This is a genomic window from Serratia sp. 3ACOL1 (genome assembly GCF_003668775.1).
GTDB lineage: Bacteria > Pseudomonadota > Gammaproteobacteria > Enterobacterales > Enterobacteriaceae > Chania > Chania fonticola.
Window position 1 is genome coordinate 5,265,172 of sequence record NZ_CP033055.1, and the last position, 11,942, is coordinate 5,277,113.

Genomic DNA, 11,942 nt, shown 5'->3' on the forward strand with positions numbered 1-11,942 from the left:
CCATGAGACACGCTCGTATCCGCCATCATGGCCAGATTGTTAACGTCACCGTAGACGACCAGTTAAGCGTTACCCTGCCCGATGGCAGCAAGCTCGATGAGTACGATGTGGAATGGCTGCCACCGGCGCAGGGCACGATATTTGCCCTCGGCCTGAACTATGCCGATCACGCCAGCGAGCTGGAGTTTAAAGCGCCGGAAGAGCCTTTGGTGTTCCTCAAAGGGCCAAACAGCCTGACCGGCCACCGTCAGGTTTCCGTGCGACCAGCGCAGGTGGAATACATGCACTACGAAGCCGAGCTGGTGGCGGTGATCGGTAAAACCGCGCGTAACGTCAGCCGCGAGCAGGCGATGGATTACGTGGCCGGTTACACCTTGTGCAACGACTACGCCATCCGCGACTACCTGGAAAACTACTACCGCCCCAACCTGCGGGTGAAAAGCCGCGACACCTTGACGCCAATCGGCCCCTACATTGTCGATCGTGACGATGTCGCGGATCCGCATAACCTGACGCTCAGTACCTACGTTAACGGTGAACTGCGCCAGCGCGGCACTACTGCCGACATGATTTTCGACATCCCGTACCTGATTGAATACCTGAGTGAATTTATGACGTTGCAGCCTGGCGACATGATCGCCACCGGCACGCCGAAAGGGCTGGCCGACGTGCAGCCCGGGGATGAAATTGTGGTGGAGATCGAAGGCATTGGCCGCTTGGTTAACCACATCATCAGTGAAAAAGATTACGAGGAGAGCAAGGGATGAAAACCATCAACCATTGGATCAACGGCAAGAACGTCGCCAGCAAAGAGTATTTCACCACTACTAACCCGGCTAACGGCGAGGTGCTGGCGGAAGTGGCGTCCGGTGGCCAGCTTGAAATCGATCAGGCGGTAGCGGCAGCCAAAGAAGCTTTCCCGAAATGGGCCAATACGCCGATGAAGGAGCGTGCGCGCCTGATGCGTCGCCTGGGTGAGCTGATCGACCAGAACGTGCCGCAGATTGCCGAGATGGAAACTGCTGACACCGGGTTACCGATCCATCAGACCAAAAACGTGCTGATCCCACGCGCCTCGCACAACTTTGAGTTCTTTGCCGAGATCTGCCAGCAGATGAATGGCCGCACCTACCCAGTGGACGACAAGATGCTCAACTACACGCTGATCCAGCCGGTGGGCGTGTGTGCGCTAGTTTCGCCGTGGAACGTGCCGTTTATGACCGCCACCTGGAAAACCGCGCCTTGCCTGGCACTGGGTAACACTGCGGTGCTGAAAATGTCCGAGCTTTCGCCACTGACGGCGGATCGCCTGGGTGAACTGGCGCTGGAAGCCGGTATTCCTGCCGGGGTGCTGAACGTAGTGCAAGGTTATGGCGCGACGGCGGGTGATGCTCTGGTACGTCATAAAGACGTGCGTGCGGTGTCCTTCACCGGCGGTACTTCAACTGGCCGCCGCATTATTGAAAGCGCCGGGCTGAAGAAATTCTCGATGGAACTGGGCGGCAAATCACCGGTGCTGATCTTTGAGGATGCCGATATCGAGCGGGCGCTGGATGCGGCGCTGTTCACCATCTTCTCGATCAACGGTGAACGTTGCACTGCGGGTTCACGCATCTTCATTCAAGAAAGCATTTATCCGGAATTTGTTAAACGCTTTGCCGAGCGTGCCAACCGCCTGCGCGTAGGCGATCCGATGGATCCCAATACCCAGGTCGGCGCTTTAATCAGCCCGCAGCACTGGGAAAAGGTTTCTGGCTATATCCGCCTGGGCATCGAAGAAGGAGCCACTTTGCTGGCTGGCGGCCCGGATAAACCGGCCGGTTTGACCCACGGCAACTTCCTGCGCCCAACGGTGCTGGCCGATGTTAACAACAATATGCGTGTCGCGCAGGAAGAGATCTTCGGGCCGGTGGCCTGCCTCCTGCCGTTCAAATCAGAAGAAGACGGCCTGCGCATGGCCAACGATGTGGAGTACGGCCTGGCGTCGTACATCTGGACGCAGGATGTCAGCAAAGTACTGCGTCTGGCCCGCAATATTGAAGCGGGTATGGTTTTCGTCAACACCCAGAACGTACGCGATCTGCGCCAGCCGTTTGGCGGGGTGAAATCCTCTGGCACCGGCCGTGAAGGCGGTGAGTACAGCTTCGAAGTGTTTGCCGAGATGAAAAACGTTTGTATCTCCATGGGGGATCATCCGATCCCACGTTGGGGAGTGTGAGATAGCTCCGTGCCCTTTAAAACAACAACCAATGACTAGACCCGATAGACATCAGCCTGCGGCCAGCTGTGCCGCAGGCTGAAAGATAAAGGGAATAGGAGGACATATGGGTAAATTAGCTTTAGCCGCAAAGATTACACACGTTCCTTCGATGTACCTGTCTGAATTACCCGGTGAACATCACGGCTGCCGTCAGGCCGCCATTGATGGTCACAAAGAAATCAGTGCCCGCTGCCGCGAAATGGGCGTCGACACCATTATCGTGTTCGATACCCACTGGCTGGTGAACAGCGCCTACCACATCAACTGCAACTCGCATTTCAAAGGGCTTTACACCAGCAACGAGCTGCCGCACTTCATTCGTGACATGACCTATGAATACGACGGCAACCCGGAGCTGGGGCAGATGATTGCCGATGAAGCCCGCAAGCTTGGCGTACGTGCCAAGGCGCACGAGATCCCAAGCCTGGAGCTGGAATACGGCACGCTGGTGCCCATGCGCTACATGAACAGCGACCGCCACTTCAAGGTGATCTCCATTTCTGCTTTCTGCACCGTGCATGATTTTGCCGATAGCCGCCGCCTGGGTGAAGCGATCAAAACCGCGATTGAGAAATACGACGGCACCGTGGCGGTATTGGCCAGCGGCTCGCTGTCACACCGCTTTATCGACGATCAGCGTGCCGAGCAGGGCATGAACAGCTACACCCGCCAGTTCGACCAGCAGATGGACGAACGGGTAGTGAAACTGTGGGAAGAAGGGCGCTTCCGTGAGTTCTGCGAAATGCTGCCGGAGTACGCCGACTACTGCTACGGCGAAGGCAATATGCACGACACCGTGATGTTGCTGGGCCTGCTGGGCTGGGACAAGTATCAGGGCAAGGTGGAGTTCGTTACCCCGCTGTTTGCCAGTTCCGGGACCGGCCAGGTCAACGGCATATTCCCGCTTCCCCCTCAAGCCTGAGGATACCCAATGCCCCATTTTTACGCTGAATGTACCGACAACATCCGCCGGGAGGCGGATTTACCCGGGTTATTCGACAAGGTTAATCACGCGCTGGCGGAAACCGGCATCTTCCCGCTGGCGGGCATCCGTAGTCGCGCTATCTGGTTGGATACCTGGCAAATGGCCGACGGCAAGCAGAACTATGCCTTTGTGCATATGACGCTGAAGATTGGCCACGGCCGCAGCCTGGAAAGCCGCCAACAGGTGGGCGAAATGTTGTTCATCCTGATTAAGGATCACTTTGCCGCGCTGATGGCCAAGCGCTATCTGGCCCTCTCTTTCACCATGGAAGAGCTGGATCCGGTGCTCAACTATAAGCAGAACAATGTCCATGCGCTGTTTAGCAAGGACTGAACAAGGAGTGGTAAATGCTGGATAAAGACGTACTGAGCCGAGCCGTGCAGCGCCTGCATCAGGCTGAGCAGAGCCGGGAACAGATCCGCGCGCTATCGCTGGATCATCCGGAGATCACTATTGAAGATGCCTATGCTATCCAGCGCCAGTGGGTTGAGCTGAAGATCGCCGAAGGGCGCACGCTAAAGGGGCATAAGATCGGGCTGACCTCGCGCGCCATGCAGGTCAGCTCGCAGATCACCGAGCCGGACTACGGCGCGCTGCTGGACGACATGTTCTTTAACGATGGCAGCGACATTCCGATCGATCGCTTTATCGTGCCGCGCGTCGAAGTGGAGCTGGCGTTTGTGCTGGCGAAACCGCTGCGCGGGCCGAACTGCACGCTGTTTGATGTCTATAACGCTACCGACTATGTGATCCCGGCGCTGGAGATCATCGACGCTCGCAGCCATAACGTCGATCCGCAAACCCAGCGGCCACGTAAGGTGTTCGACACCATTTCAGACAATGCTGCTAACGCCGGTGTGGTGATGGGCGGCAGACCGATCAAGCCGGACGCGCTGGATCTGCGCTGGATCAGTGCCTTGCTGTATCGCAATGGCGTGATTGAAGAGTCTGGCGTGGCGGCGGCGGTGCTCAATCACCCGGCCAACGGCGTGGCCTGGTTGGCTAACAAGCTTTCCCCGTATGACGTGGAGCTGGAGGCTGGGCAGATCATTCTTGGCGGTTCCTTTACCCGCCCGGTGGCAGCACGGCGCGGCGATACCTTCCATGCCGATTATGGCCCGATGGGCTGCATCAGCTGCCGGTTTGTCTAAGGAGAAACACCATGCTAACTAATCATTTCAAACAGGCCCTGCAGGAAAAACGCCAGCAGATCGGTCTGTGGCTGGGTCTGTGCAGCAGTTACAGCGCGGAACTGCTGGCCGGGGCCGGGTTCGATTGGCTGCTGATCGACGGCGAACACGCGCCCAACAATGTGCAAACGGTATTGGGGCAGTTGCAGGCCGTCGCACCTTATGCCAGCCATCCGGTGGTGCGCCCGGCCTGGAACGATCCGGTGCTGATCAAACAACTGCTGGACGTCGGTGCGCAAACCCTGTTGATCCCGATGATCCAAAACGCCGAGCAGGCGCAGGAAGCGGTGCGGGCTACCCGTTATCCACCAAACGGTATTCGCGGGGTTGGCAGCGCGCTGGCCCGCGCCTCGCGCTGGAACCGGGTGCCGAATTACCTGCAGCTTGCCGACAGCCAGATGTGCGTGCTGGTGCAGATAGAAACCCGCGAGGCGGTGAAAAATCTGGACGCCATTCTGGAAGTGGAAGGTGTGGACGGCGTCTTTATCGGCCCGGCGGATCTGAGCGCCGACATGGGCTTTGCCGGTAATCCACAGCATCCCGAAGTGCAGCGCACTATCGACGATGCCATTGCCCGCATCCGTGCCGCAGGCAAGGCTCCGGGCATCCTGATGGCACAGCAGGAACTGGCACAGCACTATCTGGCATCTGGTGCGTTGTTTGTTGCCGTTGGCGTGGATACCACCCTGCTGGTGCGGGCGGCAGACTCCCTGCTCAGCAGTTTCAAACAGGATAAACCGGCGGAGCAATCATCCCAGGGCGTTTACTAATCGGAGTCATCATGAGCAACGTCGATTCGCTCAAGCCGCTGAACCCGGCAGAGCAACATAAAGCGTTAACCGCCACCGAGCAGTCGGTGATTAAAAAGTTATTTCGGCGCCTGATTATTTTCTTATTTGTGTTGTTTGTTTTCTCGTTCCTTGACCGCATCAACATCGGGTTTGCCGGTTTGACCATGAAGCAGGACCTTGGTCTTAGCTCCACCATGTTCGGCCTGGCCGCAACGCTGTTTTACGTCACCTATGTGATCTTCGGTATCCCCAGCAACATGATGCTGAGCAGGGTGGGAGCACGGCGTTGGATCGCTACCATTATGGTGCTATGGGGCATTGCCTCTACCTGCACCATGTTCGCCACTGGGCCAACCAGCCTGTACGTGCTGCGAATGATCGTCGGTATTACCGAGGCGGGCTTCCTGCCAGGGATCCTGGTGTATCTCACCTACTGGTTCCCGGCGTTCTACCGCGCCCGGGCCAACGCTTTGTTTATGATCGCCATGCCCGTCACGATGGCGGTGGGTTCGTTGGTGTCCGGCTATATTCTGGCGCTGGACGGCATGATGAACCTGAAAGGCTGGCAATGGCTGTTCATGCTGGAAGGGATCCCTTCGGTGATCCTAGGCGTGGTGGTGTGGTTCTATCTGGACGACACGCCAGCCAAGGCCAAGTGGCTGACCAGCGAAGAGAAGGCCAGCCTGAAGGCGATGATGGAAGCCGACAAGCTGCAACTGGTGCAGCCGGAAGGGCCAAGCAGCCACCGGGCGTTGCAACAGCGCAGCCTGTGGCGTGAAGTGCTGACGCCGGTGGTGCTGATGTATACGCTGGCCTATTTCTGCCTCACCAATACCCTGAGCGCCATCAATATCTGGACGCCGCAAATCTTGCAGAGCTTCAACCAGAGCAGCAGTAACATCATGATCGGTTTTCTGGCGGCGATCCCACAAATCTGTACCATCGCCGGTATGATCTGGTGGAGTAAACGTTCGGATCGCCTGCAGGAGCGTAAGTTCCATACCGCGCTGCCTTATCTGTTTGCCGCGGCGGGTTGGTTGTTGGCTTCGGCGACCAACCACAGCATGGTTCAACTGTTGGGGATCGTGATGGCGTCGGTCGGCTCGTTTACCGCGATGGCGATCTTCTGGACCACGCCGGATCAGTCAATCAGCTTCGAAGCTCGAGCGGTGGGGATCGCGGTGATCAATGCCACCGGTAACATCGGCTCGGCGGTCAGTCCGTTGCTGATCGGCTGGTTCAAGGACGTGACCGGCAGCTTTAACTCCGGGCTCTATTTTGTCTCGGCGTTGTTGATTATCGGGGCCGTGCTGGTATGGCGCATCCCGATGAAGGACTCGCGGCCACGGGCCACACCTTAAACAATCTTGGCGATAGGTTCCGCATGCGGCTAAACGGGCGCAGCATGCGGCGCCCCTACAATTAGGTGTAGGGGATCGGAATTTATTTTCACCGGAGGACAACGTGCAGAAAAGTACCGGCTTTATCGCCAATATCGATATTGGCAAAGAGTATGACGCGCGTTACGCCGCTGATGAGGTGCACTACGAAACCTTTGCCGGGCTGGCAGCGTTTTTTGGCCGGGATATGCAGGTGCACTGGCACGACCGTTTCTTCCAACTGCATTATCTGGCCACCGGCAGGATAGAGCTGCAGCTGGACGATCAGCACTATTCGGTGCAGGCCCCGCTGTTTATCCTCACGCCCCCTTCGGTGCCACACGCCTTTTTCACTGAACCAGACAGCGACGGCCACGTGTTAACGGTGCGCCAGGAACTGATCTGGCCGTTACTGGAACGCTTGTATCCGGGCAGCAATCTGGCGCTGGATATGCCGGGGATTTGCCTTTCGCTGGCCGCAGTGCCGCAGGAGTTGGCGGCGCTTGGGCATTATTGGGAACTGATCGCCCGCGAATTTAGCCAAAAGATGGCCGGGCGGGAGCAGACGTTGGCATTGCTGGCCCAGGCGGTATTCACGCTGATGCTGCGCAATACCTCATTGGATGACAAGGCCGCCAGCGGCGTGCGTGGCGAACTGAAGCTGTTCCAGCGTTTTAACAAGATGGTGGACGAGCGTTTTCGCGATCACCTGTCGGTGCCGGAATATGCCCAGTCGCTGGGGGTGACGGAATCACGGCTTAACGACCTGTGCCGCCGCTTCGCCAACCGGCCACCCAAACGGCTGATCTTCGATCGCCTGTTGCGTGAAGCCAAACGGCTACTGCTGTTCAGCGCCTGCACGGTGCATGAAACGGCCTACAGCCTAGGGTTCAAAGATCCCGCCTATTTCGCTCGCTTCTTCAATCGGCTGGAAGGCTGTTCGCCTTCCGCCTATCGCGCAACGCAACACGTTCTATCGTAACCAGGAGCGGGTCAGCCTTTGTTGGCCACCAAATCCGCGACCAGCCGGTTGACCGGATCGCTCATATTGGTGAACTTGGTCAACTCCGAGCGGGTAACGACTACAAACACGCCGATATTTTGCTGCGGCACCATCGCCATATAGGTGATGAAGCCGCCGCCACCGCCGGTTTTCTGGATGATCCCTGGCAGGCCATCTTTCGGCGCCATATAGACCCAGCCCAGCCCTAAAGCAGAGGCTTCACCCGGTACATCCATGCCTTTCAGTGACGTCAGATCTTTGCGCTGGAAATACATGGTTTGTTCAGTTAAGGCCGTTGGCTTGCGCGAACCGCTTACGTTGGAGGAGAGGAACTGCTGCATCCAGCGCTGCATATCGCGCGGCGTCGAGTAAACACCACCGCTGCCACTGGCGGCTGTAGTATCGCGGCAGGCGCTTGGCCCAGAGGCTGCCACCATCAGGCGTGAGCACTGCTCTGCGCTTGGCGTCAGTGTGGTATCAACCATCCCCAGCGGGCCAGTGACTTTCTCACGCAACAAGGCGTTATAAGGCTTGCCAGCGGCACGTGACAACGCATCGGCCAAGAGATCGTAGGCTAGGTTGGAGTAGGCAGCCCGCACGCCCGGTGGCACGGTAATGGTGGCATGAGACAACCACTGCCAACGCTGTGCCTTGGTGGGCCAGGTAAACACCGGCGTTTTTGGCGGTTTCTTGCCGGGTTGCTCACGCGGCAGGGCGCTGGTGTGCGTTGCCAGATTCAGCAAGGTAATTGGCTGGCGTGAATTGTAGGCAGGGACGACGGCCCCTTTGGGAGCATATTTGCGCAGCGGATCGGTGAGTTTGACCTTACCTTCCGCCGCCATTTTGACCATCACTTCGCTGGTCATCAGCTTGGTGATGGAGGCGATGCGGATCAGGGAGTCTGGCCGTGGACGCAGATCGTTGCCCGGTTTGGTATCGCCAAAACTGCGGTTAACCACCTGATTATTATCGATAACTACTAGCGCCATGCCGGTTGCGCCGCTGTTGTAGAAGATATGTTCAGCATACTGATCGACAATCTGTGAGGTGAGCTGCGCGTCGGTCGCCTGGCTGGCCAAGGGCGTGGCACACAGGCCAAGCGCCAGCAATAACGTGGAGAGTGAGGTCTTCAACGGTCGTGTTCCATATAAAAATGTGGCAGGGAAGGCGTAAGTTGTCCGCTAGTGTAATGCGCTACGGAGCGATTGGCATGTGGTAAAAGTGGCGACAGGTAAAAGTTTTTCACCTTTCCCCTTCCGGCGAAGGAGAAAGGATCAGGCTACTGGCTGCGGGTGGGGGGCTAGCTGAATATTATTGCGGCCACTGTTTTTGGCCCGGTACAGCGCAGCGTCGGCCGCACAGATCGCAGAGTCGATATCCAGCTTATCCAGCGCAGAAATCCCGGCGCTTAACGTTACCTTGGTCGTCTCCTGCGCTTGGAAACGATGGGTGATGGTCAATTCCTGTACACGTTGGCGCACCTTTTCTGCTAGATAGGCCGCGTAGTCTTCACCGACGTTGGTCAGCAGTACCAAAAACTCTTCTCCGCCGTAACGTACCACGATATCCCTTGAGCGCACCGCATCGCGGATGGCCGTTGCCACTTGGACCAGTGCTTGATCGCCCAGGGTATGGCCGTAGCGATCGTTGTAGACTTTGAAGTGGTCGATATCGAGTAGCAGCACAAAGTGGTTGCCCGAGGTTGGCGAGAGCAACTGATCCAGTTTGCTCTCCAGCCCACGGCGGTTATACAGGCCGGTTAGCGGATCGATCATGCTCAGATCGCTGAACTTATCCCGTTCATGATAGAGGTTGGCCACCAGATGTTGGGTAAACATTTCGCTGCGCTTCAACAGCAAATGATGCACCGAGAAGGCGACGATCGGCAGCAGAGTGGTGAACAGAATACGCATGGTGTTATGCATGCCGTCCAGCCACAGGATTATCAGCGCCGAGGGAACGGCGTGCAGGCAGAAGGCCAGCAGGTTATCCGTCAGCGAGATCGCGCTGATAAAGAAAATACTGAACAGGCTGATCAGCAAGAAGCCGTGGTTGTCACTGGCGGTAAGCTGGCTCTTACAATAGATGTGCGCCGCCCATAGCAGCCCAAGGATAATGGCGAGCAGGTTGAGCCTTTGGACGTAGTGGCGGGGCGAATACAGCGTAAATAGCATGGCCGTCAGGCAAATCGCCGGAATGCAGATTAGCGGCAGCGTTAAGGCCGGGGTCTCTTTAAAGGGCACGAATAAAGTAAAAATGGCAGAGGCTGCATTCATCAACAAGAAAAGAAACAGGGATAAGCGCTGTTTGCTGGTTTGCAGTTGCTGATAAGAACGCGAGTTCATACGGGGATCACTCTTTACCAATGGGGCCGGTCGAAGGAAAAATGTTAGACAATGCCTGCTGAATAATTCCAATTGGTTATTATTAACAGACTATAAATGTTAAGAATTTTCTTATATGAAACTAACATTTTTCGCGCAGGCTGTCATCCGCGTTCAGCTGGATCTTGAAAAGAGTGCGGGTCCAAAAAAAGTGTTATATGATATTGGTTATCATTATCACTTGAAAGGTAGGGTTATCATGTTAGCTGCCATGGTTACCGCTTGTGGATTGTGGGGCATCAGTTGGTGCCTGGGGAATCGGCTTGCCAGCGCCTGGGGCGTGTTGCTGCCCTGTGCCCTGATGCCATTTCTGGCGCTGATTGATCTGGATATGATGCAACTGCGCACTCTGATCGTGGTTGCCATGCTGGCCACGCTGGTGATGCTGTTTAACAGCCGCTGGCGTCATTACCTGCTGCTCCCTTCCTGCATGGCTTTAGCCGGTGGCCTAGCCGCAATCAGCCTGCATTTCAGCTTTGACTGAAACGACAAAATCACGCCTGAGCGTGTTGGTTTTATTCAGTGAGTTTTAATGCAGGAACAGCTAGAAGAGAACCCATCAAGTGGTGCGAAGAGAGGGACTTGAACCCTCACGTCCGTAAGAACACTAACACCTGAAGCTAGCGCGTCTACCAATTCCGCCACCTTCGCACAGTCTGATGTGTTGCTTTGATGTCGATTTATATCACCAGCTTGGTGCGAAGAGAGGGACTTGAACCCTCACGTCCGTAAGAACACTAACACCTGAAGCTAGCGCGTCTACCAATTCCGCCACCTTCGCATTCGATGCTGTGCAATATAAATCATGTGGTTATTTGGTGCGAAGAGAGGGACTTGAACCCTCACGTCCGTAAGGACACTAACACCTGAAGCTAGCGCGTCTACCAATTCCGCCACCTTCGCATACCAGATACGCTACCGGAGTAACGCTACCACGGAGGCGAATTCTAGAGATTTTGGCGGGTACGTCAATAGTTATTTCCTGGATTAGCGGCGTTTGCTGTAAAAAACGGCATATCAGTGGTTTTTATGGCCTTCAAACAACGTAATCAGCCAATCAATCAATACCCTGACACGCGGCGCGAGGAAACGGCCTGGTGGATACATGATGTAGATCGGCATCGGCGGTGGTGGCGTATCGGCCAGCACTTCCACCAGTTCACCACTTTGCAACCAGGGGGAGATGATATAACGCGCCGCCTGGATCAGCCCCAACCCGGAACGACAGGCACTGGTATAGGCATCGGCCCCGCTAACGCTCAATCTGCCTGGTAATTCGCGCAGCTCAAGGCGGCCATCACGGCAAAATTCCAGCGGGTAATTGTGGTTATTCACCAATGAGAAATAGCCCACCGCCCGATGATGTTGCAGCTCGTCGATCGATTGTGGGGTACCAAACGCTTTTAGATAATCGGGGGAGGCGCAGGTGAGCTGTGGCAGTTGGGCAATCCGCCGGGCAACCAGCGTATCGTCTTCGGTCTCCCAAGCCCGCAGCACGCAATCTACCCCTTCGCGCAGCAGATCGACGTGGGTGTCGTTGGCCCCCAGCGCAATTTCTATCTCTGGATAGCGCTGATAGAACTCATCCAGCGCCGGGATGACGATTTCCCGCGCCAGCGAATGGGGCATATCGATCCGTACCTTGCCGGTGGGTTGCAGCTTATGGTGGCTGAACAGGGTATCTGCTTCTTCCAGGGCGTCCAGTAGGTGCAGACAACGATGGTAGTACAGCGTCCCCTCGGCGGTGACCTGTACCTGGCGCGTGGTACGCACCAATAATCTGACGCCAAGCCGCTGTTCCAGGCGTTTGAGTACGTTGCTTACCGTGGCTCGCGGCAGCTGCAACCGTTCGGCCGCGCGGCTGAAGCTGCCTAGTTCCACGATCCGGGTAAAGATGCGCATAGCCTGAACCTGATCCATTTTGCCGCCCGCATTGTTGGTGATTTATGA

12 protein-coding genes and 3 tRNA genes are annotated in these 11,942 nt (G+C 56.5%); 9 read left to right on the top strand and 6 right to left on the bottom strand.

Annotation, left to right across the window (positions count from 1 at the left end):
• Positions 1 to 2: 2 nt before the first annotated feature.
• The 8 genes from D9980_RS23920 (at position 3) to hpaA (ending at position 7,587) form a co-directional block, all read left to right on the top strand.
• Entirely contained in the window at positions 3 to 767 is a 765-nt protein-coding gene (locus D9980_RS23920; protein ID WP_024485489.1) for a fumarylacetoacetate hydrolase family protein, read from the top strand.
• Positions 764 to 2,218 (top strand): 5-carboxymethyl-2-hydroxymuconate semialdehyde dehydrogenase, encoded by a 1,455-nt coding sequence (hpaE, locus tag D9980_RS23925; protein ID WP_024485490.1) that lies wholly within the window; start codon positions 764 to 766, stop codon positions 2,216 to 2,218. The genes D9980_RS23920 and hpaE overlap by 4 nt, the downstream gene beginning before the upstream one ends.
• Before the next feature lie 106 nt (positions 2,219 to 2,324).
• On the top strand, positions 2,325 to 3,182 hold the full coding sequence (gene hpaD, locus D9980_RS23930; protein ID WP_121608641.1) for a 3,4-dihydroxyphenylacetate 2,3-dioxygenase: 858 nt from the start codon (positions 2,325 to 2,327) through the stop codon (positions 3,180 to 3,182).
• A 9-nt stretch (positions 3,183 to 3,191) separates the two neighbouring features.
• Positions 3,192 to 3,578 (top strand): 5-carboxymethyl-2-hydroxymuconate Delta-isomerase, encoded by a 387-nt coding sequence (locus D9980_RS23935; RefSeq protein WP_024485492.1) that lies wholly within the window; start codon positions 3,192 to 3,194, stop codon positions 3,576 to 3,578.
• 14 nt (positions 3,579 to 3,592) lie between these two features.
• Complete coding sequence (hpaH, locus tag D9980_RS23940) at positions 3,593 to 4,396, top strand: 2-oxo-hept-4-ene-1,7-dioate hydratase (RefSeq protein WP_021808005.1); 804 nt, start codon at positions 3,593 to 3,595, stop codon at positions 4,394 to 4,396.
• Positions 4,397 to 4,407: 11 nt separating this feature from the next.
• Positions 4,408 to 5,205, top strand: a complete 798-nt coding sequence (gene hpaI, locus D9980_RS23945; protein ID WP_121608642.1) for a 4-hydroxy-2-oxoheptanedioate aldolase — start codon at positions 4,408 to 4,410, stop codon at positions 5,203 to 5,205.
• A gap of 11 nt (positions 5,206 to 5,216) precedes the next feature.
• Positions 5,217 to 6,587, top strand: coding sequence for a 4-hydroxyphenylacetate permease (gene hpaX, locus D9980_RS23950; RefSeq protein WP_121608643.1), 1,371 nt, complete (start codon positions 5,217 to 5,219; stop codon positions 6,585 to 6,587).
• A 103-nt stretch (positions 6,588 to 6,690) separates the two neighbouring features.
• Positions 6,691 to 7,587 (top strand): 4-hydroxyphenylacetate catabolism regulatory protein HpaA, encoded by an 897-nt coding sequence (gene hpaA, locus D9980_RS23955; protein WP_024485495.1) that lies wholly within the window; start codon positions 6,691 to 6,693, stop codon positions 7,585 to 7,587.
• Between the two features lie 11 nt (positions 7,588 to 7,598).
• Here the strand turns inward: hpaA and ampH are convergent, their stop codons facing one another.
• A complete protein-coding gene (gene ampH, locus D9980_RS23960; RefSeq protein WP_121608644.1) occupies positions 7,599 to 8,741 on the bottom strand; it encodes a D-alanyl-D-alanine-carboxypeptidase/endopeptidase AmpH in 1,143 nt (380 codons plus the stop codon).
• A 141-nt stretch (positions 8,742 to 8,882) separates the two neighbouring features.
• Positions 8,883 to 9,953, bottom strand: a complete 1,071-nt coding sequence (locus D9980_RS23965) for a GGDEF domain-containing protein (protein ID WP_121608645.1) — start codon at positions 9,951 to 9,953, stop codon at positions 8,883 to 8,885.
• A 238-nt stretch (positions 9,954 to 10,191) separates the two neighbouring features.
• On the opposite strand from D9980_RS23965, the gene D9980_RS23970 reads away from it, so the two are divergent.
• Positions 10,192 to 10,476 carry a DUF1435 domain-containing protein gene (locus D9980_RS23970; RefSeq protein WP_121609080.1) on the top strand — a complete coding sequence of 95 codons (285 nt, stop codon included), beginning with the start codon at positions 10,192 to 10,194 and terminating at the stop codon, positions 10,474 to 10,476.
• Between the two features lie 80 nt (positions 10,477 to 10,556).
• On the opposite strand, the gene D9980_RS23975 is transcribed toward D9980_RS23970, so the two are convergent.
• The 4 genes from D9980_RS23975 to D9980_RS23990 form a co-directional block, all read right to left on the bottom strand.
• A tRNA-Leu gene (locus D9980_RS23975) sits at positions 10,557 to 10,643 on the bottom strand.
• Positions 10,644 to 10,686: 43 nt separating this feature from the next.
• Positions 10,687 to 10,773: transfer RNA gene (locus D9980_RS23980), tRNA-Leu, on the bottom strand.
• A 35-nt stretch (positions 10,774 to 10,808) separates the two neighbouring features.
• Positions 10,809 to 10,895: transfer RNA gene (locus D9980_RS23985), tRNA-Leu, on the bottom strand.
• 114 nt (positions 10,896 to 11,009) lie between these two features.
• Entirely contained in the window at positions 11,010 to 11,912 is a 903-nt protein-coding gene (locus D9980_RS23990) for a LysR family transcriptional regulator (RefSeq protein WP_121608646.1), read from the bottom strand.
• Positions 11,913 to 11,942: the final 30 nt, after the last annotated feature.